This window comes from Saccharopolyspora hirsuta, from assembly GCF_008630535.1.
GTDB classification, from domain to species: Bacteria; Actinomycetota; Actinomycetes; order Mycobacteriales; family Pseudonocardiaceae; genus Saccharopolyspora; species Saccharopolyspora hirsuta.
This window is the reverse complement of sequence record NZ_VWPH01000006.1, coordinates 444,695-458,133: the sequence shown is the minus strand read 5'-3', so window position 1 is coordinate 458,133 and position 13,439 is coordinate 444,695. Positions and strand designations below refer to the sequence as shown.

13 protein-coding genes are annotated in these 13,439 nt (G+C 72.1%); 2 read left to right on the top strand and 11 right to left on the bottom strand.

Going from position 1 to position 13,439, the window contains the following annotated elements:
• Positions 1-4: 4 nt before the first annotated feature.
• The 11 genes from F1721_RS15495 to mbhE all read right to left on the bottom strand — a co-directional run bounded on the left by F1721_RS15495 (position 5) and on the right by mbhE (position 10,366).
• Entirely contained in the window at positions 5-655 is a 651-nt protein-coding gene (locus F1721_RS15495) for a hypothetical protein (protein ID WP_246154949.1), read from the bottom strand.
• Positions 656-766: 111 nt separating this feature from the next.
• Complete coding sequence (locus F1721_RS15490) at positions 767-2,149, bottom strand: M20 family metallopeptidase (protein WP_387512987.1); 1,383 nt, start codon at positions 2,147-2,149, stop codon at positions 767-769.
• Between the two features lie 58 nt (positions 2,150-2,207).
• Entirely contained in the window at positions 2,208-3,503 is a 1,296-nt protein-coding gene (locus tag F1721_RS15485) for a M20 family metallopeptidase (RefSeq protein ID WP_150067353.1), read from the bottom strand.
• Between the two features lie 463 nt (positions 3,504-3,966).
• On the bottom strand, positions 3,967-4,248 hold the full coding sequence (locus F1721_RS15480; RefSeq protein WP_150067352.1) for a hypothetical protein: 282 nt from the start codon (positions 4,246-4,248) through the stop codon (positions 3,967-3,969).
• 124 nt (positions 4,249-4,372) lie between these two features.
• The gene (gene mnhG, locus F1721_RS15475) at positions 4,373-4,720 is read right to left on the bottom strand and encodes a monovalent cation/H(+) antiporter subunit G (protein WP_150067351.1); all 348 of its coding nucleotides are present in this window, start codon (positions 4,718-4,720) and stop codon (positions 4,373-4,375) included.
• Positions 4,717-4,989 (bottom strand): MrpF/PhaF family protein, encoded by a 273-nt coding sequence (locus F1721_RS15470; protein ID WP_387512983.1) that lies wholly within the window; start codon positions 4,987-4,989, stop codon positions 4,717-4,719. The genes mnhG and F1721_RS15470 overlap by 4 nt, the downstream gene beginning before the upstream one ends.
• Positions 4,986-5,534 (bottom strand): Na+/H+ antiporter subunit E, encoded by a 549-nt coding sequence (locus tag F1721_RS15465; RefSeq protein ID WP_150067350.1) that lies wholly within the window; start codon positions 5,532-5,534, stop codon positions 4,986-4,988. The genes F1721_RS15470 and F1721_RS15465 overlap by 4 nt, the downstream gene beginning before the upstream one ends.
• The gene (locus F1721_RS15460; protein ID WP_150067349.1) at positions 5,531-7,060 is read right to left on the bottom strand and encodes a Na+/H+ antiporter subunit D; all 1,530 of its coding nucleotides are present in this window, start codon (positions 7,058-7,060) and stop codon (positions 5,531-5,533) included. Before F1721_RS15460 ends, F1721_RS15465 begins: the two co-directional genes overlap by 4 nt.
• Positions 7,057-7,473, bottom strand: coding sequence for a Na(+)/H(+) antiporter subunit C (locus F1721_RS15455; protein ID WP_150067348.1), 417 nt, complete (start codon positions 7,471-7,473; stop codon positions 7,057-7,059). The genes F1721_RS15460 and F1721_RS15455 overlap by 4 nt, the downstream gene beginning before the upstream one ends.
• The gene (locus F1721_RS15450) at positions 7,470-8,015 is read right to left on the bottom strand and encodes an MnhB domain-containing protein (RefSeq protein ID WP_246154948.1); all 546 of its coding nucleotides are present in this window, start codon (positions 8,013-8,015) and stop codon (positions 7,470-7,472) included. Before F1721_RS15450 ends, F1721_RS15455 begins: the two co-directional genes overlap by 4 nt.
• Complete coding sequence (gene mbhE, locus F1721_RS15445) at positions 8,012-10,366, bottom strand: hydrogen gas-evolving membrane-bound hydrogenase subunit E (protein WP_150067347.1); 2,355 nt, start codon at positions 10,364-10,366, stop codon at positions 8,012-8,014. Before mbhE ends, F1721_RS15450 begins: the two co-directional genes overlap by 4 nt.
• Positions 10,367-10,819: 453 nt before the next feature.
• On the opposite strand from mbhE, the gene F1721_RS15440 reads away from it, so the two are divergent.
• Complete coding sequence (locus F1721_RS15440) at positions 10,820-12,520, top strand: serine/threonine-protein kinase (RefSeq protein ID WP_246154945.1); 1,701 nt, start codon at positions 10,820-10,822, stop codon at positions 12,518-12,520.
• Positions 12,521-12,589: 69 nt separating this feature from the next.
• On the top strand, positions 12,590-13,387 hold the full coding sequence (locus F1721_RS15435) for a purine-nucleoside phosphorylase (protein ID WP_150067346.1): 798 nt from the start codon (positions 12,590-12,592) through the stop codon (positions 13,385-13,387).
• Positions 13,388-13,439: the final 52 nt, after the last annotated feature.

The window sequence follows — 13,439 nt, the reverse complement described above, 5'->3', positions numbered from 1 at the left end:
GTCCTCACCGCGCACCCCCGATCAGCTCGGGGCGCGGCTTCGCCCAGGCCAGCCCGAGCAGCGCGCTCGCCCGCCGGGTGCCGCGGCGGTCCCGGCGGCGGGCGACCCGCTCGGCGACCAGCGCCCGGAAGCGCTCCGCCTGCTCGCCGAGCCGTCCGAGCGCCTGCTCCAGGCAGTCCAGGGCCTGCCGCTGGTCGCCGGTGCACAGCAGCTCGGTGATCGCGAAGTCCAGGGCCTGGGTGCGCAGGCCGTCCAGCTCCACGACGTCGCACTCCCGGATCCACGCCTGGTGGACGGTCAGGTCCGGCTGCGAGCGCACCTCGCGGCCGTAGGGGATGGTCACGTCCACGACCTCGTCGACCGGACCGCAGCCGTGCATCGCCACCGCGGTCGGGCCGGACAGCACCGAGTGCGGCCCGGCGCGCAGCAGGGCGGCCGCCGCGCGGGTCATCGGGTCGTGCGCGCGGGCGGCCGGGACCACGACGCCGTGCCAGGGCTGCACCCACTCGCCGTCGGCCAAGCCCGCCGCGAGCCCGGCCGGACCGAGCAGCCGCTCCGCGTCGAGCCAGGTCATCGCGCCGTGCCGGGCCGAAGGCGGCCACTCGACCGCCGGGTTCGGGGTTCGTCCTCCGGGGCAGATGATGTTCGTTCTCATGCCCTTACAGAGGAGCGAACCCCGCTCTCAGATACAGCTGCGGCTGGATACACCTCGATCAGGTGCAATCCCGATCAACCGCGAATTCGCGCCCGCCCCGGGTGACGCGGGTCAGCTCTCGAGGGCGCGCAGGACCGTGTGGACCATTGCTCGGACGCCCACCAGCAGGGCTCGCTCGTCCAGGGCGAACGTCGGTTGGTGCAGGTCCTTGACCCGGCCCGCTCCGGAGTGGACGCCCAGCCTCGCGAAGGAGCCCGGGACGTGCTCCAGGTACCAGCCGAAGTCCTCGCCGCCCGAGGACTGCGGGGTGCTGGCCAGGGCTTCCCCGCCGAGCGCCGCTTCGATGCCGGAGCGGAACAGCTCGGTGCTCTCCTCGTCGTTGACCACCGGCGGCACACCGCGCCGGTGCTGGAGGTCGAAGCCGACCCCGAGCGGCGAGAGCAGGCTGTGCACCAGCTCGTGGACCAGCGGTTCCAGCTTCGCCCAGGTGTCGCGGTCGCCGGTGCGCAGCGTGCCGGTGAGCACCCCGTCCTGCGGGATGGCGTTCGGCGCTTCCCCGGCGCGCACCGCGCCCCAGGTCAGGACCGTGCCGCTGCGCGGGTCGACGCGGCGCGACAGCAGCGTCGGCAGGCCGGTGATGACGGTGCCCAGCGCGTGCACCAGGTCCGCGGTCAGGTGCGGCCGCGAGGTGTGCCCGCCGGGCGAGGTCAGGCGGAGTTCCAGCAGGTCGGCGGCCGAGGTGATGGCGCCGACGCGGGTGCCGATCTGCCCCACCGGCAGCCGGGGGTCGCAGTGCAGCCCGAAGATCCGGTCCACCCCGTCGAGCCCGCCCGCGGCCAGCACGTCCAGGGCACCGCCGGGCATCACCTCCTCGGCGGGCTGGAAGATCAGCCGCACCCGGCCGGGCAGCTCCGGCGCGGCGGCCAGTGCCAGCGCGGCGCCCAGCGCGACCGTGGTGTGCGCGTCGTGCCCGCAGGCGTGCGCGACTCCGTCCACAGTGGAGGAGTACGGCAGGCCGGTGGCCTCGGTCAGCGGCAGCGCGTCGATGTCCGCGCGCAGCGCCACGGTGCGAGCGCCCGCGCGCTCCTCGCCGATGTCGCAGATCAGGCCGGTGCCCACCGGCAGCACCTGCGGCTTCAGCCCGGCGCGGGTGAGCCGGTCCGCGAGGAAGGCCGTGGTCTCGTGCTCGGCGCGGGAGAGCTCGGGGTAGGCGTGGATGTGCCGCCGCCAGGCCACCACCCGCTGGGCGTTCTCGCCCAGCCAGGAGTCCAGCCAGGACGGCCCGCGACCGGCACCCAGGTCCGCCACGGCCCCGACACTGGTGTCCACGCCGGACATGGTGCTGCCGATCGGCGCGGACGGCCCGTCCACGCCCGCGGCGAGGAGGGTGCCCGGCGCGGCGGCGCGCTCCGCCGACCAGTCCGCCTCCTCCACCGCCGAACCGCCGTTCGAGGGCTGCCCCGGGTCCGAGCCACGGGAATCCACCACTGTCACGCCATTCCTCCAGTGTCTTGCGGGGTGTCCGGTCCGCGGCGCGGGCGGGAGGCACCGCTCACGCCACGCCCTCGTCCTGCTGGGCACCCGCACCCGGTCCGCGGTGCGCGCCGCCTCCCGGTGTGCAGAACTCTTCCGACGAACTCCGAGCGGACCGCTCGCGCACGGCCGCCAGCAGGCGGTCCCGCTGCGCGGGGTCCGCAGCCGCGGCCACCGCGGTCCAGGCCATCGCCACCGCCCCGTCGAGCACCGCCCGGTCCGCGGTCGGGGTCGCGCAGGCCGCGGCGAACTCCGCCTGGTGGTTGACCGCGTCGCCGCAGTCGATCGCGATCATCGGGTGGATCGCGGGCAGGATCTGGGTCACGTTGCCCATGTCGGTGCTGCCGATGACCCGGCCCTGCTCAGCACCCCGGTCGAGCGGTTCCCGCCCGAGCTCGGTGATCGCGCGGCGGTACGCCTCCGACAACCAGCCGTCGGGGTCCAACTCGGCGTAGGCCGGGGAGACCTGCACGACCTCGTGCGTGCACCCGGTCGCCGTCGCGCCCGCCTCGAAGCAGGCCCGGATGCGGTTCTCCAGGCGCTGCAGGGAGCGCGCTTCGGCAGCGCGCAAGTTGTAGACCGCCGCGGTGCGCGCGGGAACGATGTTCGGCGCCGCGCCACCTGCGGTAACGATACCGTGCACCATCTGCTGCGGCTCGAGGTGCTGGCGCAGCAGGCCGATGGCGACCTGCGCGACGGTCAGCGCGTCGGCGGCGTTCAGGCCCAGCTGCGGGGCCGAGGCGGCGTGCGCCGCGCGGCCGGTGTAGCGGACCTCCAGGTCGGTGATGGCCAGCGAGGTCGGGCGGCAGACCTCCTCCGGGCCCGGGTGCACCATCATCGCCATCGCCACGTCGTCGAACACGCCGCGCTCCAGCATCAGCACCTTGCCGCCGCCGGTCTCCTCCGCCGGGGTGCCGATCAGCCGGACCGCGATGCCCAGCTCGTCGGCGACCTCGGCGAGCGCCAGCGCGGCGCCGACCGCGGCCGCGGCGATGACGTTGTGCCCGCAGGCGTGCCCGACCTCCGGCAGCGCGTCGTACTCGGCGCAGACGGCCACCACGAGGTCGCCGCTGCCGAACTCGGCGACCAGCGCGGTGTCCAGCCCGGCCACCGATTTCCGGACCGCGAAGCCGTGGCGGGCGAGCAGGTCGGCGACCTGGGCGGCGCTGCGGTGCTCCTCGAAGGCGAGTTCCGCTTCGGCGTGGATGCTGCGGGAGAGCTCGACCAGCTCGCGCTCGTGGCGTTGCACCGCGGCGCGGCAGCGCGCGACGGGGGAACGGCCGGGGTCGCGGTGCGGAGCGGGCGCAGTACTCATTTGCCGCCCATCCTGCATCATCGCGATCAGCGGTGCGGCGCCGACGGCGAACGTCTAGCCCACCGGTCCTCCCGCTGCGACGAACGGGTGGTCTCGATTCAGCTCGGCCGAAGCTCCGGGGGTCTCGGCAGGCCCGAAAGCCTCCCCGGTCCGGGCCGGAAAGAACTGTTTTCAACACGCATTGATTTCGCGTTCAACCAAGTGCGGCGGCGACGGGCGGGCCGCGAGAAGGGTGTGGGCCGGCACCGGTCGGGGGGCTTCCCGGTGCCGGCCCACGTTCGTGGGGGGCGTACGCCCCGATCTCCGCACGTCAGGGACTGGTGTCACCTCGTGTGGCTTGCGCCTACGCGCGTAGTCAGTTGTGAAAATCCCACAGGTTCGCCGTCAGGTCTAGTCCATGGCGAGAATTGGCAGCGAAATTATTTCGCATAGAACAGACCGGTCACCCGGTTTTCCCGCAGGGCTACGACTTTTTCCACTTGACAAACAAGACCGGCTTCTTGCGGAGCCGGCGCGACAGCAGCACCACGCCGATCAGCACCAAGCCGGTGATGCCGATCGCCATGCGCTGGCGCGCGTCGGCGCCCGCGGGAGGCTGCTCGGCGGGCGGTGCGGGCGGCGGCTCCTGTGCCAGCACGACGGTCGCCGGGGGCGCGGCGGACTCCTCGGCCGAGGCCACCGCCGGGGCCCCGAACAGGGACAACACGATCGCGAGGCCAGCGAGCGCGCGGCCGGTCCGCCCCATGATGGCTCCACATCCTTCTGCGCAGCGTCGGACTGCCGACACTTTCGTGGTCACCCGTACAGGACCATTTGATCACAGTCGGCGCGGAGTGTGACCAGGCGCGTTCGAGATGTGCCGGATCGGATCAGCGGACCTGGCGCTCCCGCTCGATCCGATCGCCGAGCTCGTCCACCACCAGGGTGTCCCGGCGGATGCTGTCCGCGCGGTACGCCGCCCGGCCCACCAGCTGCGCCATCACCGGCGCGGTGAGCATCTGGAACAGCCCCACCAGGATCAGGCCGGAGGCGTAGACGAAGTCCAGCTGCACCGCGGTGCCGACCAGGATCAGGATCAGCCCCAGGGTCTGCGGCTTGGTGGCGGCCTGCAGGCGGGCCAGCACGTCCGGGAAGCTCAGCAGCCCGATGGCGCCGAGCAGGCAGGACAGCGCACCGCCGATGAGGCACACCGCGGAGAAGACGTCCAGCAGGCTCATCGGTACGGCTCCTTCTTCTCGACCAACCGGGCAGCGCTGACCGACCCGATGAAGGCCAGCAGCGCGAAGGCGGCCAGCAGGGCGATGTTCGAACCGTCCTGCAGCCAGCCCATGCTCACGCAGGTCCCGGCGATGATCATGGTCACGAACACGTCGACCGCGACGATCCGGTCCAGCGTGGTGCGGCCGAGGATCAACCGCACCAGCACCAGCAGCCCGGCCACGCACAGCAGGCCGAAGGTCACCAGGAACACCCAGGCCACGATCATCCCTCCGTTCCGCTGATCAGGGCGAGGTCGGCGTCCGAGCCGACCGCGCGCACCACCCGGCGCTCCAGCGCGAGCACCTCCTGCCGCACCGATCCGGCGTCCGCGGCCCGCATCCCGAGCGCGTAGACGTAGCAGATCCGGTTGACCCGGTCGATCTGCAGCACGAACTTGCCCGGGGCCAGCGACACCGCGTTGGCCAGCATCGCGGTGATGTGGTCGGAGTCGGTCCGCAGCGTCACCGCCACGATCCCGGCGGGCGCCTTCGGCCCCTGGGTGACCGCCTGCCAGGACACCCGCGCGGTGGAGATCACCAGGTCCCAGGCCAGGTACCCGAGCAGCTGCAGCACCCGCAGCGGGCGCACCGCGATGTTGGTGCGGATGGCCGGGTTCGGGAACAGCGTCGCCACGAACACCGCCACCACCAGGCCGAAGAACAGCGTGCCCAGGTCGAAGGTGCCCCACAGCATCACCCAGACCAGGGTCAGCCAGGCCACCATCGGCAACCGCCGCAGCAGCCCGCCGCGGCGGGCGATCCGCTCGCTCATCCGGCACCTCCCAGCACCGCGCTCCGGTAGGTCTCGCCGTGCATCAGATCCGTCGCGGCCCGCCCGCTGATCTCCGCCAGCGGGCCCGCCACCAGCGCGATCACCACGCTGGTGGCCACCAGCACCCCGCTGGCCACCACCATCGGGCGGTTCGAGGTGGCGGTGCCGACCACCAGCTCGTCGGTCGGATCCGGGTCCTGCTCGGGGGCCTTGACCTGCCCCCAGAACGCCCGCGTCCACACCCGCGCCATCGCGTACAGGGTGAGCAGGCTGGTCAGCACCAGGCCGCCGGTCACCACGTAGGCCGTCCAGGTCCCGGCGCCGACACCGGCCTGCAGCAGCGCCAGCTTGGCGACGAAACCGGAGAACGGCGGCACCCCGGCCAGGGTCAGCGCGGGCAGCGCGAACAGCACCGCGATCAGCGGGGCGGCCTTGGCCAGCCCGCCCATCCGGGTCAGCGCCACGGTGCCGGTGTGCCGCGTGATCAGACCGCTGACCAGGAACAGCGCCGCCTGCACGGTGATGTGGTGCACCACGTAGAGGATCACGCCGGTCAGGCCGACCACGTCGTAGACGCCGAGCCCGAACAGCATGTAGCCGATGTGGCTGACCAGCAGGAAGGACAGCAGCCGGTTCAGGTCGTTCTGGGCCAGCGCGCCGAGCGCGCCGACGATCATGGTGATCAGCGCGATGCCCAGCATCAGGTTCCAGCTCTCGGCGTGGCTGAACACCAGCGTCTGGGTGCGGATCAGCGCGTAGATGCCGACCTTGGTGAGCAGCCCGGCGAACACGGCGGTGACCGGCGCGGGCGCGGTCGGGTAGCTGTCCGGCAGCCAGAAGTGCAGCGGCACCATCGCCGCCTTCACCCCGAAGACGATCACCACCAGCAGCGCCAGCGCGATCTGCAGCCCCTCCGGCAGCTGGTGCACCTTCTCGCCCAGGTCGGCCAGGTTCACCGTGCCGGTGGAGGCGTAGACCAGCGCGATCATCGTGATGAACAGCAGCGAGGACGCCAGGCTGACGATCACGTAGGTCATGCCCGCGCGCACCCGGGTGGCCGTGGTGCGCCGGGTGATCAGCACGTACGACGAGCTGAGCATGATCTCGAAGGCGACGAACAGGTTGAACAGGTCGCCGGTGAGGTAGGCCAGCGAGACGCCCGCGCACAGCATCAGGTACATCGGGTGGAACGTGGTGCTGGAGCGCTCCCGGCCGTAGTCGGTGATGCGCTGGCCGATCGAGTAGATCAGCACCGCGAAGGTCACCACCGAGGAGATCATCAGCAGCAGCGCGGAGAGCCGGTCGGCGACCAGCGTGATGCCGAACGGCGCGGGCCAGGCGCCCATCTGCAGCACGACCGGTCCGAAGCGGTCGGCGACGTAGAGCAGCACCGCCGCGTCGACGATGATCCCGCCGAGCACCAGCAGCCCCAGCGCGCGCTGGATGTCCGCGAAGCGCCCCAGCGCCAGCGACAGCCCGGCCGCGAGCAGGGGCAGCAGAACGGGCAGGGCCACGAGAACCGTCACTGGGTGGCCTCCTTCGCCAGTTCCTCGGTGCTGTCCTCTTCGGACTCGGCCAGCCGGCGCTCCAGCCGCTGGATGCGCCGGTCCTCCAGGTCGTCGCGGACCTCGTCGTGGCCGAGCAGCGTCCACGAGCGGTAGGCCAGCGCCAGCAGGAACGTGGTCAGCGCGAAGGTGATCACGATCGCGGTGAGCGCCATCGCCTGCGGCAGCGGGTCGGTCATCTGCTCCGGCGCCGCCGAGGTGAGCATCGGCGCGCGGCCGGGCGGGCCGCCCGCGGTCTGCAGCAGCAGGTTCGAGCCGTGCCCGAGGATCACGATGCCCAGCAGGATGCGCATCAGCGAGCGCTGCATCAGCAGGTAGAAGCCCACCGAGTACAGCACCGCGAGCACCAGGGCCATGGTCAGGTTGATGGTCATCGCTGCCCCCGCTCCGCCGCGTCGACGTCGGCCTCGATGCCCGAGCCGAGGGTGCGCAGCAGGTCCAGGACCACCCCGACGATCAGCAGGAACACCCCGCTGTCCAGCAGCACGCTGGTGACGAACTTGAGCTCGCCGAGCAGCGGCACGGTGAACTTGTAGATCGCCGTCTCCAGCAGCTGGCCGCCGAACAGCAGCGGCAGGAACGCCGAGGTGGTGGCGATGGTCAGGCCGAGCCCGATCAGCACCGGCGGTCGCATCGAGACGATCGCGCTGTCGTCCATCCGGCCACCGGCCAGGTAGCGCAGCACGAACGCCTGCCCGGCGACCAGGCCGCCGCTGAAGCCGCCGCCGGCCCGGTCGTGCCCGGCGAACAGCAGGTAGATCGACAGCACCAGGACGGTCGGGAAGATGGTGCGGGCGGCCAGCTCCAGCAGCACGGTGCGCTGCCTGCCGTCCCGGCAGAACCCGGACAGCAACCAGCGTTCGGTCGGCGCGTCCCAGGTCGTCCAGGACGGGCGCTTCATCGGCGTGGTCGTCATTCGCGCACCTCCTCCTGCTGCTTGGCCGGGGTCTTGACGGGTATCGGCACCCGCGTGCTGCGTTTCCGCCGCTCGTGGCGGGAGGCCAGGATCAGGCTGGCCACGCCGGTGGCGGCGATGGCGAGCACCGCGATCTCGCCGACGGTGTCGAAGGCGCGGAAGTCGACGATGATCGCGTTGACCACGTTGGTCGCGCCCGCGCCCTTCTCGGCGTTGGCGATGAACGCCTCGCTGGCCTCCGGCGCGCTCTGCCGCGCCCCGCTGAAGATGACCGCGGCCAGCGCGATGAAGATCCCGGCGGCACCGGCGATGACCGCCTTAGGCGCCTGCCAGGCCTTCGCCGTGTCGGACTGGGTGAAGCGCACCGGCAGCCGCCGCAGCACGAACACGAACGCCACCAGCGTCAGCGTCTCCACCAGGAACTGGGCCAGCGCCAGGTCGGGGCCACCGTCCACGATGAACAGACCGCCGATGCCGTAGCCGACGACGCCGACCAGCAGCACCGCGGTGAGCCTGCGCCGCGAGCGCAGCACCCCGATCGCCGCGACGATCACCACGATGGCCAGCGGGATCTGCAGGAAGTTGTCGTAGGCGCGCAGCTGCTCCGGGACACCGGCCCGCAGGACCAGCGCGGAACCGGGGATCACCAGCATCGTCAGCAGGATGATGCCCAGGTAGGTCGGCAGCGAACCGACCTGCAAGCGACCGGTGACGCCGACCGCAACCCGCTCCAGCAGCGCCATGATCCGCTCGTAGCCGCGCTGCGCGTCGAGCGGTCGCGGCAGCCGGTTGCGCGCCGCGGTCAGCTGGACCCGGCCCAGGTGCAGCGCGACACCGCCGGTGACGGCGACCGCGGACAGCAGCAGCGGCAGGTTGAAGCCGTGCCAGAGCGCCAGGTGGTACGGCTCGGCGACGGGGGTGAAGACGTCGGCGTAGGAGCTCGCCAGCTCGTCGGCGATCGGGTAGCTGACGCCGAGCGCGATGCCCGCCAGCGCGGGCAGCGCGGTCGGGATCAGCGCCTCCGGGCTGGGCGTCTTCGCCTTGGTCCGCGGCAGTTCCGGCTTGTCCGCGAAGGCGCCCCACAGCATCCGCAGGCTGTAGGCGACGGTCAGCATCGAGCCGAGCACCAGCACCGCGTCCACCAGCAGGTCCGGCCGACCGCCGTTGAGGAAGGCGCTGAAGGCGGCTTCCTTGCCGATGAAGCCGAGCATCGGCGGGAGCCCGGCCATCGAGGCCACGCCGAGGGTGGCGATCACCGCCAGCACCGGCATCCGGCGGCCCAGCCCGGACAGCTTGCGGATGTCCCGGGTGCCCGCCTGGTGGTCGATGATGCCGACGACCAGGAACAGCGTCGCCTTGAACATGCCGTGCGCCAGCAGCATGGCGGCCCCGGCCATCGCCCCGGTGTGGGTGCCCGCGCCGAACAGCACCATCAGGAAGCCGAGCTGGCTGACCGTGCCGTAGGCCAGCAGCTTCTTCAGGTCGTACTCGTGCAGCGCGCGCCAACCGCCGACCAGCATCGTCACCAGGCCGAAGGCGATCGCGGGCAGCCACCACTGCGGCACCCCGGTGAACACCGGCGCGAGCCGGGCCACCAGGAACACACCGGCCTTGACCATCGACGCGGCGTGCAGGTACGCGCTGATCGGCGTCGGCGCGACCATCGCCGCGGGAAGCCAGTTGTGGAACGGGATCTGCGCGGACTTGGTGAACGCGCCGACCAGGATCAGCAGCGCGGCGACCGCCGTCGCGGTGCCGCCCGGCGGGTTCGCGACCAGCTCGGAGATCCGGTAGGTGCCCGCGGACTCGCCCAGCACCACGAAGCCGAGCAGCATCACCAGCCCGCCGAGGCTGGTGATCATCAGCGCCTGCAGCGCCGACCGGCGCGATTCGCGGCTGAGCCCGGCCTGCCCGACCAGCAGGAACGAGCAGATGGTGGTCAGCTCCCAGAAGACGTAGACGGTGATCAGGTCGTCGGAGAAGACCAGCCCGAGCATCGCCCCGGCGAAGGCCAGCAGCAGCGGGGCGGAGCGGCGGGCGTCCCCGCCGCCGCGGGTGAAGTAGGAGTCGGCGTAGACCAGCACCACGGCGCCGAGACCGGCGACCAGGATGGTCATCAGCAGCGCCAGCGCGTCCAGCCGGAAGGCGAACTGCAGGCCTATCAGCGGTGCCCACTCGACGGTCTCGCTGATCGTCCGCCCGGCCAGCACCGGTCCTGCCTGCGCGAGCACCCAGAGCAGAGCCGCAGCCGGGGGAACGGCTGCGGTCAGGAATGCGGCTCGGGTGCTGCGCCGGGCGAGGAACGGGAGTGCCAGGGCCACCAGCAGGTGCACGACGACGAACGCGAGCAAGGGCACCTCCTCGACGCCGATTGGTCGTGGTCAGCTCGACCCGCCGACACCCGACCACCGGGATTGTTCGCCACCGTCATCGCGGACGCACCGTGACCGGGGGTATGTTGCTCACTGGTGCGCCACGCTGCGAATATCGGCGTTGAGAAGGCTCGGGCCACCGATGTCAGCGAGGTCCGATCGGCGCCCAACTTATCCGAAACACGCGTATTCGGGCCAATCCGCCTCCGCGCACCGGTAGCGGATCGAGACCGGTTTTTTCGTTGCGGCGAAATGACGTTAGCCGCGACAACAACGGCCCCGAGGCGCCTGGTCAGGTGGGATTACTCACGTTTTGTAACACCGATACGACCGATCCGCGCTGATCGTTCCGGGGCGAGCGCGTCGTCCCAGCTGCGCAACGATCGGCCCCGTTCGGCCTCGCGCGGCGGGCCCGCTGTGGAGAATGTGGACGTGCCCGCGAACGACAACGACACCCTCGCCGGCGCTGGTCGGCTGATCGGCGACCGCTACCGCCTGGACCGCAAGCTCGGCGGCGGTGCGATGGGCACCGTGTGGGCCGGGACCGACGAGCTGCTGCGCCGCCCGGTGGCGGTCAAGGAGGTCAAGCTCCCCCCGGGGATGCCCGACGAGGAGGCCGCCGAGCTGCGCGAGCGCGCGCTCCGCGAGGCCCGGGCGATCGCGGTGCTGTCGCACCCCAACGTGGTGACCCTCTACGACGTGGCCCGCGAGGACGGCGAGCCGTTCGTGGTCATGGAGCTCGTGCCGTCGCAGAGCCTCGCGGCGATCCTCGGCGAGCACGGCCCGCTCGACGACCAGCAGCTCGCGGTGATCGCCGACGGCGTCGCGGCCGGGCTGGAGGCGGCGCACCGGGCGGGCATCGTGCACCGCGACGTCAAGCCGGGCAACGTGCTCATCGGCGACGACGGCCGGATCAAGGTCAGCGACTTCGGCATCTCCCGCAACATCGCCGAGCACACCATCACCAGCACCGGGATCCTGCTGGGCACCCCGGCCTTCATCGCGCCCGAGGTCGCGGCGGGCGAGGGCGTCGTGGCGGCGGCCGACCTGTGGGGGCTGGGCGCGACGCTGTTCGCCGCCGCCGAGGGGCGCGCGCCCTACGACGTCGGCGACGACCCGCTGGCCACCGTGACCGAGGTGGTGCGCGGGCCGGTGCCGCGGGCGACCCGGCCCGGGCCGATCGGCGAGATCATCACCGCGCTGATGGTCAAGGACCCGACGCGGCGGATGCCGCTGACCGAGGTCCGCCGCCGGGTGCAGCACCTGCTGCCGGAGCCGGGGACGCGGCCGTTCGCGATGCTGCTCGACCCGGACGCGCCCACGGTGCGGGTCCGCACGCTGGTCCCGGCGACCCCGCCGCCTCCCCAGCCCAAGCAGCCCACGCTCGGCGCACCGGCCCCGCAGCAGCTGGCCCCCGATCCCGGGCTGCCGCCGTTCGAGCTGAAGGACCCGCCGCCGCGCCGCCGCTCGCCGTGGGCGGTGATCGCGCTGGCGGTGGCCGCCGTCCTGCTCTTCGCCGCCGCGCTGGCCGGTGGGTTCGCCGCAACCCGGTTGATCGCCGGGAAGTCCGTGCTGCCCACCACCGGGACACCGGTGAACTCGACGACGCCGACTCCGCTGGGCGAACAGCTGGGCCTGGTCGAGACCGAGGACAACGCCAAGCACACCGCCGCGCCCTCGGGCGGCGAGTTCACCGTGCTGACCCCGAGAGCGGAGGGGTGGCGGTCGTTCCACAGCGAGCGCACCGACATCGCGAACAGCCTGGTGGTCTCGCACGTGTCCCCGGACGGTCGCACCGAGATCGCCGTGCAGCGCTACGGCAACTACTTCCGCTCCGGCCACGACGTCGAGGACTACCTGGCCGAGCTGCCGCGGTTCGCGGGCGACCAGGGCGAGGTCCGGGTGGACACGGTGACCGATCACGGCGACGGGCAGCGGCTGGTCTACACGACGACCGTGCGCCCGGTGCTCGACGGGCTCGGCAACCCGAATCAGCGCGCCACGGCGGCGGAAGTGGTCCGCCGGGGCAACGACCTGTGGATCGTGCGGGTCACCGGACCGGTCGGGCAGATCACCGACAACCAGGCGGTGCTGGACGAGATCGCGCCGACCCTGAACACCGGCGCGTCCTGACGCTCTCAGGTTCCGCTAAATGACCGCGCGAGCAACGCAACCACCGGAAAGGCTCTATGCTGCGCGGCCGTGACCTCTAGTACTGCTTCTGACCCGTCCGCTGCTGCCGCTGCGCTCGCCGAGGCCACCGGCGTCGAACGCCACGACCTGGTCGTCGTGCTCGGCTCCGGCTGGCAGCCCGCCGCCGAGGAGATCGGCTCGCCCGCCGCCGAGATCGGCATGGCCGACCTGCCGGGCTTCGCCGCGCCGGGCGCGGTCGGGCACAGCGGGAAGATCAGGTCCGTGCCGGTGGGCGACAAGCGGGTGCTCGTCATGCTCGGCCGCACCCACCTCTACGAGGGCAAGGGCATCGACCCGGTGGCGCACGGCGTGCGCACCGCGATCGCGGCCGGTTGCCGCACGGTGGTGCTCACCAACGCGGCCGGTGGCCTGCGGGAGGGCATGCAGGTCGGGCAGCCGGTGCTGATCAGCGACCACGTCAACCTGACCGCGCGGTCGCCGCTGGTGGGCGCGAACTTCGTGGACCTCACCGACCTGTACTCGCCGCGGCTGCGGGAGCTGGCGCGCGGCATCGACCCGACGCTGGAGGAAGGCGTCTACGCGGGGCTGCCCGGCCCGCACTTCGAGACCCCGGCCGAGATCCGCATGCTGCGCACCGTGGGCGTGGACCTGGTCGGCATGTCGACGGTGCTGGAGGCGATCGCGGCCCGCGCGGAGGGCGCCGAGGTCTTCGGCCTGTCGCTGGTGACGAACCTGGCGGCGGGGCTGACCGGCGAACCGCTGAACCACGAGGAGGTCCTGGAGGCGGGCCGCGCCTCGGCCAGCCGCATGGGCAAGCTCCTCCGCTCGGTCGTCGAAGCCAGCTGAGCCGGGTCGTGAGCGCGAAACGGTGTTAGAACGCTGTTACGCGCTCACGAGG

Bases quoted from the DNA above. Each gene is read 5' to 3' on its own strand.
- F1721_RS15495 (WP_246154949.1), bottom strand. From the start codon at position 655: ATGAGAACGAACATCATCTGCCCCGGAGGACGAACCCCGAACCCGGCG.
- mnhG (WP_150067351.1), bottom strand. From the start codon at position 4,720: ATGAGCCTGCTGGACGTCTTCTCCGCGGTGTGCCTCATCGGCGGTGCG.
- F1721_RS15470 (WP_387512983.1), bottom strand. From the start codon at position 4,989: ATGATCGTGGCCTGGGTGTTCCTGGTGACCTTCGGCCTGCTGTGCGTG.
- F1721_RS15455 (WP_150067348.1), bottom strand. From the start codon at position 7,473: ATGACCATCAACCTGACCATGGCCCTGGTGCTCGCGGTGCTGTACTCG.
- F1721_RS15485 (WP_150067353.1), bottom strand. From the start codon at position 3,503: ATGAGTACTGCGCCCGCTCCGCACCGCGACCCCGGCCGTTCCCCCGTC.
- F1721_RS15465 (WP_150067350.1), bottom strand. From the start codon at position 5,534: ATGAGCGAGCGGATCGCCCGCCGCGGCGGGCTGCTGCGGCGGTTGCCG.
- F1721_RS15480 (WP_150067352.1), bottom strand. From the start codon at position 4,248: ATGGGGCGGACCGGCCGCGCGCTCGCTGGCCTCGCGATCGTGTTGTCC.
- F1721_RS15450 (WP_246154948.1), bottom strand. From the start codon at position 8,015: ATGACGACCACGCCGATGAAGCGCCCGTCCTGGACGACCTGGGACGCG.